Here is a 13,910-nt window from a genome sequence, read left to right as displayed (position 1 = left end):
CCCGTGCCCTCGCTGCCATCATCGAAGCCGATGGTGACAGTGATCAGTTCGAAATGGGTGTGCTCGCCATGCCTGGCATCAGAAAGCACCTCATCTAGAGGGAGCGCAAAGCGCTGCCCTATCAGCGAAGTTATTTTCGTCATTTTCAAGCTCCCTGCTTGGCACCAACGCGAGAGACACGCGACTGCAGGAGGATTACGACGAAGAGGAAGAGGCCGCGGATCACCATCTGCCAATAGGCCGAGAAGGAGATGACACCCCGTCCGTTTTCGAAGTTCAGAATGTTGAAGACCAGTCCGAGCAGCAGCGCACCTGCCACCGTGGCCGGAACCGATCCAAGCCCGCCGGTCAGCAGCGTGCCGCCAACAACGACGGAGGCAATGGCCGACAGCTCCCAACCAACGCCTTCAAGCGGCTGGCCCGCGCCGAAGCCCGAGGCAAGGATCACACCCGCCAGCCCCGCGCAGCCACCCGAGAGGATGTAGACGAATGCCTTGGCGCGGTTGACCGGGAGGCCCATCATCTTTGTCGCGTCCTCGCCACCTCCGATGGCTTCGACAGTCCGGCCAATGGAGGTCTTCTCGAGTACGATCCAGAGCGCCACGGCGAGGAGCGCCACGACAATGATGGACCATGGCAGGATGCCACCAACCGATCCCATGCCGAACTTCGTGAAGTTCGAGCCCCAGTCGACGGAGATGGTCTGGCGTCCTGAAATCACCAAGGCGCCCCCCTTTGCGCCGAGCATCGTCGCGAGCGTGGCGATGAAAGGGGGGATGCGCATGGCGATGACGAAGAAGGCGTTGAGCCCGCCAATTGCCATCCCCGCGAGGATCCCGCCCGGCAGCGCGACCTGGATCCCGTAAGGCGAGAGATAGGCCACGCAAACAGAGGCAAAGGCCACCACCGAGCCGACAGAAAGGTCGATCCCGCCAGTCATGATGACGAAACACATGCCAAGCGCGATAACAATGAACATCGAGTTGTAGTTGAGGAAGGAGCTGATGTTATAGGCGCCGGTGAAGTTGTCGTATCGCATCGCACCAAACGCGATCATCACGATAAGCGCGATCCACACGCCCATGGATTGACCGTTGCCCTGGATGTAGCGGCGCAGGTCGAAGGTGTTCTGGTCGAGCATCTCGGGTTACTCCTTGCGGCCTTGCTGCACGTAGACGGCGAGCACGATGATGCCGGCCTTGGCGATCAGTGCGACTTCGTCGGCCACGCCATTGGCCAGAAGCGTGTACTTCACGAGTTGAATGATCACCGCTCCGAGCACGGCACCGAAGATGGGCGCCTTGCCCCCCATCAGCAGCGTGCCGCCGACCACGGCGGAGGCGATAGCGTCAAGTTCCATCAGGTTGCCGATGCGGGCAGCATCGGAGGCGGAGTTGATTGCCACGACGATGAGCCCCGCGATGCCGGAAAGCCCGGCCGAGATCACGTAGACGCCGGTCTTGACCCGGCGCACGGGGGTTCCCGTCAGCTTGGCGGCTCTCTCGTTGCCGCCCACCGCGAGAATACGGCGGCCGAACAGCGTGCGGTTGACGATGTACCAGAAGACAATGGCGATCACGACGACGAGCCAGCCCTGGAAGGGCAGCCCCAGGATCTTGCCCGTGCCGATATAGGAGAAGCCCGGATGGGCGAAGGTCTGCAGGTTGCCGTTCGTAAGCACCTGGGCGATTCCGCGTCCGGAGATGAAGAAGATCAGCGTAGCGATGATCGGCTGCACCCCGAGATAAGCCACCAGCACCCCGTTGAAGAGGCCGCAGAGCAGCGCGACGAGGATCGGCACGATGATGGAGGCCGCGAGCCCGAGCGTCGGGTAGGCCTGGGCGAATTCGCTGAGAAAGATCAGCGGCGCTAATGCGCCCGCCACGGCCATCACGGCGCCGACCGAAAGGTCGATCCCGGCGGTGGCGATGACCAGCGTCATGCCGACGGCTACAATGGCGATCGTCGCCACCTGGGAGATGTTCACGAAGAGCGTCTGCAATTGCAGGAAGTTAGGCGTGATGGCGATATTGATGAGGAGCAACACCGCCAGCGCGATGAGCCCCCCGTGCTTGGCAAGCATCCTGGTGTCGAAGCCGGGCATGGCTGGGCTCCTGCTTTGGCCCGGAGGCGGGCTCGGAAGGTTCTGGGTTATGTCGGTCATGCGGCGGCTCCCTTGCCCGGCCCGTCATGGGACCGTGCGATGGCACCGATGAGACTTTCCTCGGTGATGCCCGGGTTTTGCAGTTCAGAGACCGACTTGCCGTCCTGAAGCACGACAATCCGGTCGGCGCCTTCCACCAGTTCCTCGAATTCCGAGGAAATCAGGAGAACGCCGACGCCTTTTTCGACATATTCCCGGATGATCGACTGGATCTCGAACTTGGCACCCACGTCGACACCGCGGGTCGGCTCGTCGAGGATCAGCAGGTCGGGCTCCAGCGCAAGCCAGCGCGCAAGCAACACCTTCTGCTGGTTGCCGCCCGAAAGCTCGCGGATCGGTTGCTCGATCGAGGCGAGCTTGATGCCGAGCGCATCGACGAATTTCTTGACGATTTCCTCTTCCTTCGCCCGGTCGATGGCGCCGTTGCGCACCAGACGGGGCATGAGCGCGAGGGTCATGTTCTCGCGAACGGACATCTCGGGCACGATACCCTCGGCCTTTCGGTCCTCTGTCAGGAAACCGATGCCGCCGCGAATTGCCTCGGCCGGGTCCCTGAAGCCGGCCGGGTTGCGATGTGTCGCCACTGTGCCGTTGCGCAGCTTGTCCATGGCGAAGATCGCTCGCGCGGCCTCCGTTCGGCCGGAGCCAAGCAGCCCGCCGAGGCCGACGATCTCACCCTTGTGCACCGAGACCGACACATCCCGAAGATTGCGATCCGTGTGCAGGTTGGTGGCCTCCAGAAGCAATTCGCCCGCCTCATGCGTGCCACCGCCGAGATCGGTCATTCCGGCGGCCGAGATTTCCTCCGGATCGCGCCCGAGCATGTCGGCGATCAGCCCGAGCTTGGTTGTTGAGGCGATCTCGCGCACCGCCACCCTTTGGCCGTCGCGCATGATCGTGGCCCGGTCGCAGATTTGGAACAGCTCGTCCAGAAAGTGGGAAATATAGATGACCGAAACGCCCCTGGCCTTCAGCCCGCGCACAACGCCGAAGAGCGTCTCGACCTCGCGGTCGTCGAGCGAGGAGGTTGGTTCGTCCATGATCACCAGCCGTGAGTTCAGTGACACGGCACGCGCGATGGCGGTGAGCTGCTGAATGGCGGTGGAATAATTCCCCAAGGGTTGGGTCACGTCGATATCCACGCCGAAATCGGCAAGGATCTCTCGCGTGCGCTTGTGGGCCGCCTTCCAGTCGATCAGGCCGAAACGCGTGCGCGGTTCGTAGCCCATGATGACATTCTCGGTCACCGAACGGAGCGGCACGAGGCTCAACTCCTGGTAGATCGTGGCAATGCCGTTATCCTGCGACTCGCGCGGGGATAACGCGTTCCATGGCTTGTCCTCGAAAGCGATATCGCCGGAGTCCTTTCGATAGACGCCTGTGAGGATCTTGATCAATGTGGATTTTCCGGCGCCGTTCTGGCCGATGACGGCGTGAACTTCGCCGGGGGCAATCTCGAGTTCCGCGGATGTGAGTGCTGCCACGCCCGCGAACGACTTGTTGATGCCCTGCATTTTCAGGAGCGGTTGCATCATGGCCCTTTCGCCAGAAATGCGCGGGGGCCGCCCGATGGCAGCCCCCGGCAGGGAGGGATTAGTAGGCCTCGTCGATATGATCGGCGGCGTTTTCCTTGGTGAAGATCCGGTCCTCGACCTTGACCCAGGGCGGAATGCTCTCGCCGGCGGCGTATTTGCCCATGATCTCGCAGGCAAGCGGGCCGAAGAAGGGCGAGCTTTCCACCGTCACGCCCATCTTGCCGTCGATGATCGCCTGAAGCGCATCGCGGGTACCGTCGATGGAAACGACCAGCACGTCTTCGCCCGGCTTGCGCCCAGCCAGTTCCAGCGCCTGGATCGCGCCAATGGCCATCTCGTCATTATGGGCATAGACGATGTTCACGTCCGGATGCGCCTGAAGCAGCGTCTCCATGACCTGGCGACCCATGTCGCGAGCGAAATCGCCGGTTTGGGAGGCGACGATCTCGAAACGGTCATCCTTGAGGATGTTGTCATCGAAGCCGGACTTGCGGTCATTTGCGGGCGAGGAGCCGGTCGTGCCTTCCAACTCGACGATGATGCCCTTGTCGCCTTCGAAATTCTCGATGACCCATTCGGCCACGCGCTTGCCCTGGTCGATAAAATCGGAGCCAAGGAAGGACACATAGTGCTCGCCGGCCTTGGCGACGTTCGGATCCACCGAGCGGTCAACCAGGAAGGTCGGGATACCGGCGGCCTGCGCCTTCATCACGGCGGGGATGAGCGGCTTTTCCTCGCGCGGCGGCAGGAAGAGCACGTCGATGCCCTGCGCGATCATCGAATCCACGTCGGCAACCTGCTTGGCGGCAGAACCGGCAGCGTCGGTCGCGATCAGGTCCCAGTTGCAGGCCTCGGCCGTGTCATGGAACGATTTGGTTTCGGCGATCCGCCAGGGGTTGTTGCTCTCCATCTGGCTGAAGCCGACCTTGTAGCGTTCCTTTTGCGCAAGAGGCGGCGGTTCCGCCATGGCCGACATCGTGGTCAGACCAAGTCCGAAGGCGATAGCCGTCCCCATCAGAATTCTGCGTTTCATAGACTTTCCTCCACTGGTTTTGCGGCAATGGTCCCTCCCCTGCCGCCTATACGGGTCGCCCCTGATTTCGGAGCCACCCACGTCCACGAAGCACCCGGAAGGCTTCATGATTGCTTCAACGCCCCCTTCGGAACGCCAAACCCCACTCCCAGGTCCGATTACCCAACCTCATGCGCTGGCACTCATCGAACCCGAATTCGCTATTTGTCGCCGTCACGACCGACTTCGCCTTGCGGCCACGGCCGCCCAATACCCCGTCTTGGTTCTACCAAAATGTTTTTGTGAGGCTACCGAATTAAATGTATACGTCAAGAAATTTCTTCACATACGGCCTTTGCGACCGAGTTTCAGCTATAAACCAGCCATAATTGGCTGAAAGAAATTGAAATTCTGAATTTGGGTCGATATTATATGATTTATAGTCATACCAATCATGGGACTCGGTGACCCAAATGAGTCATTCTAATGACGACGAGTCCGCTCCGGCGGAAGGACGAGCCTCTGACGCAGTGGTCGACCAGATTCAGCGCCAAATCCTTTCGGGGACGCTGGAAAACGACTCACTCCTGCCCTCGGAACGAGACTTGATGGAGCAGTTCTCCACGAGTCGCACGGTAATCCGAGAGGCGGTGGCAACGCTGGCCAGCCGTGGCCTGCTGGAAGCACGGCCGCGGTTTCGTCCGGTCGTGCGCAAGCCCGGCTATGACACGGCGCTCAACTCCGTGGGTTCCATCGTGCAGCTCATGCTGCAGCAGAAAGGCGGCATCGAATCGCTCTTCGCGAGCCGTGTCTTCGTTGAACGAGGATTGGTTCGGGATGCGGCCCTCTCGGCCAACCGTGAGGATATCTCCGCACTCAAGGAAGCGCTGGCCAAGAACAAGAATGCCATTGCCGATTCCGAAACCTTCTACGAAACCGACATGGCCTTTCACGGGGTGCTTTACGGAATCCCGCGCAACCCGATCTTTCCGGCGATACACATTGCCTACTGCTCGTGGCTCAAGCCGCATTGGGGGCAGATGCTGCGCTCTCCAGAGCGCAACGAAGTGAACTACGCCAGCCACATGGCGATCTACACAGCCATTCTGGAACGTGACCCGGACGCCGCCGAAGAAGCGCTGGCGACCCACCTGAGCACCGCCTGGGAGTATGTGCGGGAGACATTTGGCGCGCCATAGCCGGGGCGCTTGAGGAGAAACAGAATGGAAAGCTTCGATCACATCGTCATCGGCGGCGGTGCTGCCGGTTGCGTCGTCGCGGCCCGCCTGGCGGAGGCCGGGCAGCGCGTGTTACTTCTGGAGGGCGGCTATTCGCACCACCACCCGCTGCTGGACATGCCACCGGGCATTTTCAAGTTGATCAACGGTTCCAAGTACATGGTGCACCACCAGACCGTACCCCAGGACCAGTTCGGCGGCCGACAGCCCTTCATTCCGCAGGGCAATGTCCTTGGCGGCGGCTCCACGGTGAACGGACAGGTCTATATGCGCGGGCGCCCAGGTGATTACGACCATTGGGATTCGTTGTTGCAGGGCTCGCAGGACTACGTGCCCTGGAATTACGAGACCTGCTTGCCAGTCTTCACCGCGATGGAGGACAACAACCGCTTGCTCAACCGGTATCACGGTGTGGGCGGCCCATTGAAGGTCTCCGATCCGGGTCATATCGAGCCCGCCTCGCGCTGGTTCGTACAGGCGGTGCAGGCAATGGGCGAACCCTTCAACAGCGATTTCTGTGGCGAGAGCCAACGCGGCGCGGGCTATTACCAGTTCATGAACCGCAACGGAAAGCGCTGCTCGGCCGCCTACTCCCATGTTGAACCGCTCAAGGACAACCCGAACCTGACAGTTCGGCTCCAGTCCTCGGTGCAGAAGATCGTTCTGGAAGGAAAGCGCGCCGTTGGTGCGATCTACGTGGACAAGTCCGGCCAGCCCCACGAAGTCCGCGCCGAGGGCGAAGTGGTCGTGACCGCCGGCGCGCTGGTGACACCGAAGATCCTGATGCTTTCCGGCATCGGCCCGGCCGATCACCTCCGCGAGGTTGGCGTCGAGGTGGCACATGACCTGCCCGGCGTCGGCGAAGGCCTCATGGATCACGCTGAAGTTCCGATCACGGCCTATTTCAACGGGCCTCATGGCTATTACAAGCAGGGCGAAGGCTGGCGGATGATCCTGAATGGCATCCAGTTCATGCTCTTCGGCACGGGCCGTGTCTGTTCCACCGGCGTGGAATGCGGGGCGTTCGTCAACCCGGTGGATCGCGATGCGGACCCCACGATCCAGACCTTCTGCGTCAACATGGTCTATATCGACAAGGACGCGCAGGACCTGGTGAAGGACCAGCCCGGCGTGACCGTGGCAACGTCGGTGATCCAGCCGAAATCCAAGGGCTGGCTCCGGCTGGCCTCGAGCAATCCCAAGGACATGCCGCTGGTCAACCCCAACATGCTGAGCCACGAAGACGACATGGCGATGATGGTCGAGGGGCAGAAATTCTTCGTCGAGGTGCTCAACCAGGAACCGATGAAATCGAAGATCAAGGAAGTGGTGCTGCCGAGTTCAGAGACTCTCAAGTCCGACGAGGCCATTGCAGCGCACTGCCGCCGTTTTGCCAAGACCGGTTACCACCCCTGTTGTTCGGCCAGGATGGGCCATGACGACGACCCGATGGCCGTGCTCGACCCGCAGCTACGGGTACGCGGGATCGAGGGGTTGCGGGTTTGCGACATGTCGGCGACGCCCTACATCACCGCCGGCAACACCCAGGCCCCGGTGATGATGATCGCGGACCGCTGCGCGGACCTGATGCTCGGAAATATCTGACCACTTCGTTCGTCATCAATCACACCAATGCGCAGTTCCGCTTTGCCCGTCCACTCCCGCGTCGAGCAGGACCAAGGTGGCTCACGACCGTCGCGAGATGCGGCACCCGTGACGTTATCCTTCAAGCAACCTGTCGATTTCGCGGCTGACGGATAGCGCGATTTCAACAGGCAGACGGTTTCCGAACTGTGCGGAGTCGTTGTCCCAATACCGGCCCGAAGCCTGTGCAAACGCGCTCGACAGCGCAACGCGGGTCAGGATCTCTGTACCGATGGCGATGTCGTTGCCGGAGGTTCCAAAGCCCTCGCGCACCATTCGGGTTGCCAGCAAGGAGCCGGGATTGACCGCGATGGAGATAGGGCCATCCGGGTAATATGTGGCGAAATGCTGGCTCCACAGAGTAATGGCCAGCTTGCTCTGTGCGTAGGCCTGCATGTCGGACAAGGGGGAAGCCCGGCCCAACGACCGTTTGTGCAAAATGCCGTCTTGATGGCTACAAACTCGTCCAGGCCCCGCCTGAATCGTTGCTGTCTGCTGCGGCATGAAAGAAGTCGACCCCGCGCGCGCCCTCGGCAAGCATTGGAAGGTTGAGAAGGCCTTCTTCCAGAGCATGGCCATCCCGCCGCGCCTCGATCGCGATCGCCGCTTCGGTATAAAGATTGGCCCAGGCATCGGACAACGCCTCCCCATGGCCACGAGGAAGCCGGATCATCCGTTCTGCAAGGGGGTGCATGCCGGCGCCCGCGCCACGGGTGATCGTCTGGCGCGGCGCGTTGCGCATGTTCACGTGCAAATGTTCGGGCATCTCGTGATCCCATTCGATCCCGCCCTTTTCGCCATAGACCCGCAACCGCAGCCCCGTCGTATTACCGATTGCGGCCTGCGACAGCCACATCACCCCCGGCGCACCGTTTTCCAGCCGGAAATTGATGAAGGAGGTGTCTTCCATCGGCTTCTCGCCGCCGCAGACATGGAAATCCGCGCGGAGCTTCGCGATCCGTTGGCCGGTGACGAACTCCATCAGGTGCACGGCATGGGTGCCGATATCGCCCGTCGTGGCCGTTCTGCCGCCCTTCGCGGGGTCCAACCGCCAGGCCAGTTGCTTGATGCTTGGGTCGAATGCGCCGGCGCGTCCGTCCTGGGCATATTCGACCATGACCTGACGCACCGGACCGATTGCGCCGTCCGCGATCATGCAGGCGGCCTGCACAACCATGGGGTGATAGGCGTAGGGATAGGTGACGGCGAAAACGACGCCGGTTTCTTCCGCCATCTCGGCCATCGCGGCGCAGTCTTCCCGCGTCATGGCGACAGGCTTGTCACAGACGATATCTATTCCCGCGGCCATAAATGCCTCGGCGACCGGTCTGTGCAGGAAGTTCGGCGTACAGATCGCGACCGCGTCGATGCCATCGGGCCGCGCCGCCTCTTCGCTGGCCATCACGGCAAAGTCGGAATAGCTGCGCTCTTCGGCGAGCAGCCAGTCCTTCCCGGACTGGCGCGCCGTTTCAGGGTCGGACGACAACGCCCCGGCGACGATGTCCCAGCGTCCCGAAAGGCGCGCGCCATTCGCGTGCCACTGTGCAACGAGGGAGCCGCACCCGCCGCCGACAAAACCCAATCGCAATCTGCGGCCCGCGGCGGGATAACGGGACGATAGTTTGTCATACATGACGTCTCTCCGATCTCAGCTTGCGCCCGGTGAGCGGGCGCTCACAGCTCCACCCATTCTCCACCCGCCTCATTGGAACGAACGGTGGCTTCGATGAACTGCACACCTTTGGCGCCGTCGGCAACTGTTGGCATGCCCAGCCACCCTTCCGGGATACGCAGCCCATCCTTGCGTGCCGCGACGGCCATTGCAAACTCGGTGTAGAGATTGCCCCACGCCTCGATGATGCCCTCCGGAAAGCCCCGCCCCGTTCGCACAAGGCGTTCGGTCGCCGGGCTGACCCCATGGCCATGGCCTCGGCTAATGGTCCGGTCCGCCTCGCCAAAACGGTTGAACCTGAGCTGCTCGGCCTTTTCCAGGTCCCACTCGATACCGCCTTCGGAGCCGAAAATACGTAGCCGCAGCCCGCCGCGATTGCCCGGCGCGAGCCGGGTTGCCATCAACGTTCCAGGCACCTCGCCAGCATGGCGGGTCCAGGCAAAGAACGTATCCTCCACTGGCTTGGGGGCGCCGCAGACATGGAATTCGGCCCGCAGATCAGTCAGGGGAAGCCCGCTGACAAATTGCGCCAGATGCGCGGCATGGGTGCCGATATCCCCGACGCAGCTTGTTTTCCCGGTCTTTGACGGGTCGAGACGCCATTTGACGTGGGGCGCATCGGCAACCTCCTCGGGCGTCATCCAGTCTTGCAGGAATTCGACATGAATCTGGTTGATCCGGCCCAGCCCGCCCTCCGACACGATCTGGCGCGCCTGCCGGACCATCGGAAAGCAGGACATCACGTAGGACACGCCGAAGACGCAGCCCGACGCGCTGGTCAACCCTACCAGATCCTCGGCTTCGGAAACCTCGTTGGTCAGCGGCTTGTCGCACAGCACGTCGATGCCGGCATTCAGAAAGGCCCGCGCGGCGGCGTGATGCAGGTGGTTGGGCGTCGTGATCATCACCGCGTCCACCCCTTCGGAATGACGCGTCTCGGCGGCAGCCATTTCTTCGAACGAGGCATAGGCGCGGTCCGGTGCGATCCGGAACTCGGCCGCCCGGCTCCTGGCGCTCTCCTGGCTGGAGGAAAGCGCGCCGGCGACCACCTCCCAGTGATCGCTCATGCGGGCAGCCATCGCCTGGGTCGCGGCGATCCGTCCGCCGCCGACGATGCCCAGGCGCAATCTGCGGGACAGCCGGGGAAAGGGGCCATCGAAGTTCAAATTGTCGGGAAAGAGTGTCATCGGAGACCTCATTGAGGGGGTGTGGCGCCCTCGGGCAGCATTTCAACCGCCATGAAGATCGAGGGCGTGATCGTTTCGAACTGGTGCCAGGGGTAATTGCCTTCGGCGTCGAACATTGGCCGATGCGTGCTGCCGGGCGCCATGGGCTCTTCGAGATAGAGCGTGTCGATATCCTTTTCGCGGCATTGCTGCATCTTTCCGAAACCCACGATTTGCGTGTGCACTTCGCGGAAGCCCGGCACCGGGCAGAAATCGTGATCGCGGTGCAGCCCGACCTTCAGCGGCACCGAACCGGAATGATAGAAGGTGAATCCGAACTGGCCAATCCACACCTTGGGCGACATGTAGTGGCTGACACCCCGCAGGCGTTCCTCCTGGCGGACCTCGAAGGCCGACGGCCAGATTTTCCTGACCTCGTCAAAGAGCGCCGCTTCGTCGGGATAGTCGGCGAACCGCTCGACAATCACCGCATGATCGAGAGTGTGCAGTTCGACATCCCGGACAACGGTCGATTGCAGATAGGCCAGTTTCTGATCGCGGATGCCGATCGGCGTTTCGCTCAGATTCAGCACGATCACCTTGCCGCGAACTTCAAGGCTGGGTTCGTCGGAGACGATGCGCGTTGTGAAGAACGGCTCGGAGATGGAGAGGGTTTCTATCGGCATCAGATTCTGCCTTCCGGGAGGATTTCAGGGAGAGGTTCGGGCCGGTCGCATCGACTGGTCATATCGACGAAGCGCCCGGTTTCGGCGGAGGCGAGCATCCCTTCCATCGCCTCGTAGACGTGGAACGCCATCTCGCCACTGGCGCGCGGCTGGCGGCCTTCCGTGACCGCCTGCGCCATGTCGAGCAGGCCGATCCCGCGGGCGTCGAAATTGTACCCATGCGTGTTTTCGGCAACCGACCACTCCGCCGGAGCTTTGGGCCGCGGCCGCATGGTCCAGCGCGACGTTGAGCGGGTCCGGTACCAGACCGGCCCTTGAAAGATATTCGCGCCATCGCCGGGATCGGGATCGGGGATGCAGATCGTGCCGTCCTCGCCGTAGATTTCCAGCCGGGGCGTTTCGCTCTCCCAGACATCGAAGCTGACCATCATCTGTCCGATGACGCCGGACTCGAACTCCATCAGGCTGAGGCAATGGGTATCGACCTCGACGGGCATCATTTCGCCATGGCGCGGGCCGTTCTCGATCATGCGCTCGGGGAAGGTCTTGCGCGCCATGCCGGCCACGCGTCGAATGGGACCGAGACAGAAGACCAGAGCCGTCAGGTAGTACGGGCCAAGGTCCAGCAGCGGCCCGCCGCCCTTGGCGTAGTAGAAATCGGGGTTGGGGTGGTGCCGTTCGACACCATGCGTTGGCACGAAGGCGGCCACACCCGTTGGCGCGCCGATCACGCCGCTATCGAGTAGCTTGCGCACGGTCTGCCAGCGCCCGCCAAGGAATGTGTCGGGCGCATTGCCCACCAGCAGGCCCTTTTCCCGGCCAAGCTCAAGGATCGCCCGTCCTTCGTCCAGATCCGTCGCGAAGGGCTTTTCGGAATAGACATGCTTGCCGGCTTCCAGTGCGGCGCGGCTGATCTCGGAATGCGCCGCCGGAATTGTCAGGTTCAGGATCGCGTCGATGTCGGGGGCGGCGATGACCTCTTCCGGCACCGTCGCGCGCGGGATGCCATATTGCTCTGCTTTTGCCCGGCTCTCGGAAATGTCGAGGCTTGCGCAAGCTACGATCTCCAGGCCGTCAAAGCTCTTGCAGTTCTTCAGATAGATGTCGCTGATCCGCCCGCAGCCGATCAGACCCACACGCAGTTTTTCCATGTGCTCCTCCCAAAGGGTCTGTTGCAGAAAAACGAAACCGACGAGCGAGTTGCAATCATTTTTCGATCACAGAAAAAAACTGATGCACCACACGCATCACAATTGATGCGATATGAAGGGAATGATGGATTCTGATCTGGAAACTGCTGCCATGGACCGAAAACGCCACGCCACCATTGCCGAGATCGCCAGGCTGGCCGGGGTAGGCACGGCGACGGTCGACCGCGTGCTTCACAATCGCGGGACGGTTCGGGAAACCACGCGACAGAGGGTGGAGCAGGCACGGGCGGCAATCGAGAGCGGTGCACCAATGTCGCCCCGCGCTCGGCCGTGGCGCCTCAAGGTGTTGCTGCCCGAACTCGCCGGTTCGTCAACGGAGCATCTCGGCCGCTGCCTGCAAGCCTGCGGCGAACGCGGCAATGCGACCGTCGAATGCGTCTTCGCTCGCAAGATGGAACCAGCGGCGCTCGCTCGGAAGCTCAGGGCCTGCGCCGGACAGGGGATCGACGCCGTCGCCTTCCAGGCACTCGAAGACCCACGCGTTCACGATGCCGTCGACTTCCTGCACGGCGCCAGGATCCCCGGACTTGCGCTCCTGTCGGGACTGGCGAATCCCAACATCATCGCCACCGTGGGCATCGACAACCGCGCTGCCGGGCGGACGGCGGGTTTCCTAATGGGGCGGTTCACCCGGCAGGCAGGTCGGGTTGCAATTGTCACCGCCGGAAGCCTGTACCGTCTTCACGAAGACAGGGAAATGGGCTTTCGGGCGGCGCTGCGCGCGGGCTTTCCCCATATCGGCGAGTCCATCGTTCTGAATGGAGAAGATGACGGTACCCGAAATTTCACCGTCGTGAGCGAAGCGCTGGCCAGATATCCCGATCTTGTCGGGATCTACAATGTTGGCGGCGGGCATGAAGGCGTTGTGCGCGCCCTGAAGGAAGCCGGCGTGGTCGGTGAGCTGGTCCATATTGGCCACAACTTTTCTCAGGAAACCCGCTCCTACCTGTTGGACGGAAGCATGGATATCGTCTTGCATCTCGACATGCACAATGTGGCCGAACATGCCGTCGAGGCGATGGTCGCGCATTTGGAACAGCGGCAACGAGATCCGGGATTCCTTCCAATCGGCATCGTGACACGTGAGAATACCACCGGGCTTGCGTTTTCCTGAGCAGACGACCGTTTCAGGCACGGGTCTGGATCGGAACGCGGGGAGCCATCGCCGCGTCGGTATCCGTGATCGTCGCAATATGGGCCGTCGAACGGGCGACGCTCCTGCGCGCTTGAACGGACTTCGAAAACGGCTCGCAGCCAGTCGCCGAATACACCTGGAACCGTTCCTTCTCAATTGTGCGCAGCGGTCGCATCTGGAGTAAGATGGCGGTTTCGCAATGTCATCTAGACTACGCTGAGCAAAGCACTCTACGACGAAGTCCACGGCGGTCCGTCTTTTGGCAACGGTCAACAACGCTCTTTCGAATTTTGGAGATCACGGGACTCTCGCCAAGCGCCAAATATCAAGGCATGCAAGTAGTATGGCTATGAAAACATAGCGCGGCACTTCTTCCAGATCAGTGCCCGATGGCAGCGGTGCTTGGTTCGCGAGCCAAGCAGGTTGGATGCTGCTTGTGTGCATCGC

At 61.8% G+C, this 13,910-nt stretch carries 12 protein-coding genes; 3 read left to right on the top strand and 9 right to left on the bottom strand.

Features of this window, described 5'->3' with window-relative positions:
* Positions 1-145 precede the first annotated feature (145 nt).
* The 4 genes from BLR85_RS09335 to BLR85_RS09320 are packed head-to-tail and all read right to left on the bottom strand — an operon-like array spanning position 146 to position 4,732.
* Complete coding sequence (locus BLR85_RS09335) at positions 146-1,141, bottom strand: ABC transporter permease (protein WP_093154291.1); 996 nt, start codon at positions 1,139-1,141, stop codon at positions 146-148.
* 6 nt (positions 1,142-1,147) lie between these two features.
* On the bottom strand, positions 1,148-2,104 hold the full coding sequence (locus tag BLR85_RS09330) for an ABC transporter permease (protein ID WP_212635050.1): 957 nt from the start codon (positions 2,102-2,104) through the stop codon (positions 1,148-1,150).
* A gap of 56 nt (positions 2,105-2,160) precedes the next feature.
* Positions 2,161-3,699, bottom strand: a complete 1,539-nt coding sequence (locus BLR85_RS09325) for a sugar ABC transporter ATP-binding protein (protein WP_244520664.1) — start codon at positions 3,697-3,699, stop codon at positions 2,161-2,163.
* A 58-nt stretch (positions 3,700-3,757) separates the two neighbouring features.
* Complete coding sequence (locus BLR85_RS09320) at positions 3,758-4,732, bottom strand: ABC transporter substrate-binding protein (protein ID WP_093154285.1); 975 nt, start codon at positions 4,730-4,732, stop codon at positions 3,758-3,760.
* 452 nt (positions 4,733-5,184) lie between these two features.
* On the opposite strand from BLR85_RS09320, the gene BLR85_RS09315 reads away from it, so the two are divergent.
* Both BLR85_RS09315 and BLR85_RS09310 read left to right on the top strand, forming a co-directional pair.
* Entirely contained in the window at positions 5,185-5,910 is a 726-nt protein-coding gene (locus BLR85_RS09315) for an FCD domain-containing protein (RefSeq protein ID WP_093154282.1), read from the top strand.
* Between the two features lie 24 nt (positions 5,911-5,934).
* Positions 5,935-7,554, top strand: a complete 1,620-nt coding sequence (locus BLR85_RS09310) for a GMC family oxidoreductase (protein ID WP_093154279.1) — start codon at positions 5,935-5,937, stop codon at positions 7,552-7,554.
* Positions 7,555-7,668: 114 nt separating this feature from the next.
* Here the strand turns inward: BLR85_RS09310 and BLR85_RS09305 are convergent, their stop codons facing one another.
* Genes BLR85_RS09305 through BLR85_RS09285 form a run of 5 tightly spaced genes read right to left on the bottom strand, consistent with a single transcriptional unit; the run spans position 7,669 to position 12,268 of the window.
* On the bottom strand, positions 7,669-7,998 hold the full coding sequence (locus tag BLR85_RS09305) for a Rossmann-fold NAD(P)-binding domain-containing protein (protein ID WP_212635049.1): 330 nt from the start codon (positions 7,996-7,998) through the stop codon (positions 7,669-7,671).
* 49 nt (positions 7,999-8,047) lie between these two features.
* On the bottom strand, positions 8,048-9,226 hold the full coding sequence (locus tag BLR85_RS09300; RefSeq protein WP_093154276.1) for a Gfo/Idh/MocA family protein: 1,179 nt from the start codon (positions 9,224-9,226) through the stop codon (positions 8,048-8,050).
* Between the two features lie 41 nt (positions 9,227-9,267).
* Positions 9,268-10,452, bottom strand: coding sequence for a Gfo/Idh/MocA family protein (locus tag BLR85_RS09295; RefSeq protein WP_093154273.1), 1,185 nt, complete (start codon positions 10,450-10,452; stop codon positions 9,268-9,270).
* 8 nt (positions 10,453-10,460) lie between these two features.
* A complete protein-coding gene (locus BLR85_RS09290) occupies positions 10,461-11,117 on the bottom strand; it encodes a hypothetical protein (protein WP_093154270.1) in 657 nt (218 codons plus the stop codon).
* Positions 11,117-12,268 carry a Gfo/Idh/MocA family protein gene (locus tag BLR85_RS09285; RefSeq protein WP_093154266.1) on the bottom strand — a complete coding sequence of 384 codons (1,152 nt, stop codon included), beginning with the start codon at positions 12,266-12,268 and terminating at the stop codon, positions 11,117-11,119. The genes BLR85_RS09290 and BLR85_RS09285 overlap by 1 nt, the downstream gene beginning before the upstream one ends.
* Before the next feature lie 151 nt (positions 12,269-12,419).
* Between BLR85_RS09285 and BLR85_RS09280 the strand changes: the two genes are divergently transcribed.
* On the top strand, positions 12,420-13,442 hold the full coding sequence (locus BLR85_RS09280) for a LacI family DNA-binding transcriptional regulator (RefSeq protein ID WP_170844509.1): 1,023 nt from the start codon (positions 12,420-12,422) through the stop codon (positions 13,440-13,442).
* Positions 13,443-13,910: the final 468 nt, after the last annotated feature.

It is taken from the genome of Aliiruegeria lutimaris (assembly GCF_900099935.1).
Taxonomy (GTDB): domain Bacteria; phylum Pseudomonadota; class Alphaproteobacteria; order Rhodobacterales; family Rhodobacteraceae; genus Tropicimonas; species Tropicimonas lutimaris.
This window is presented reverse-complemented; position numbering and strand designations above follow the sequence as displayed.

Bases quoted from the DNA above. Each gene is read 5' to 3' on its own strand.
- BLR85_RS09335 (WP_093154291.1), bottom strand. From the start codon at position 1,141: ATGCTCGACCAGAACACCTTCGACCTGCGCCGCTACATCCAGGGCAAC.
- BLR85_RS09330 (WP_212635050.1), bottom strand. From the start codon at position 2,104: ATGCCCGGCTTCGACACCAGGATGCTTGCCAAGCACGGGGGGCTCATC.
- BLR85_RS09320 (WP_093154285.1), bottom strand. From the start codon at position 4,732: ATGAAACGCAGAATTCTGATGGGGACGGCTATCGCCTTCGGACTTGGT.
- BLR85_RS09300 (WP_093154276.1), bottom strand. From the start codon at position 9,226: ATGTATGACAAACTATCGTCCCGTTATCCCGCCGCGGGCCGCAGATTG.
- BLR85_RS09325 (WP_244520664.1), bottom strand. From the start codon at position 3,699: ATGATGCAACCGCTCCTGAAAATGCAGGGCATCAACAAGTCGTTCGCG.
- BLR85_RS09290 (WP_093154270.1), bottom strand. From the start codon at position 11,117: ATGCCGATAGAAACCCTCTCCATCTCCGAGCCGTTCTTCACAACGCGC.
- BLR85_RS09310 (WP_093154279.1), top strand. From the start codon at position 5,935: ATGGAAAGCTTCGATCACATCGTCATCGGCGGCGGTGCTGCCGGTTGC.
- BLR85_RS09315 (WP_093154282.1), top strand. From the start codon at position 5,185: ATGAGTCATTCTAATGACGACGAGTCCGCTCCGGCGGAAGGACGAGCC.
- BLR85_RS09280 (WP_170844509.1), top strand. From the start codon at position 12,420: ATGGACCGAAAACGCCACGCCACCATTGCCGAGATCGCCAGGCTGGCC.
- BLR85_RS09285 (WP_093154266.1), bottom strand. From the start codon at position 12,268: ATGGAAAAACTGCGTGTGGGTCTGATCGGCTGCGGGCGGATCAGCGAC.
- BLR85_RS09295 (WP_093154273.1), bottom strand. From the start codon at position 10,452: ATGACACTCTTTCCCGACAATTTGAACTTCGATGGCCCCTTTCCCCGG.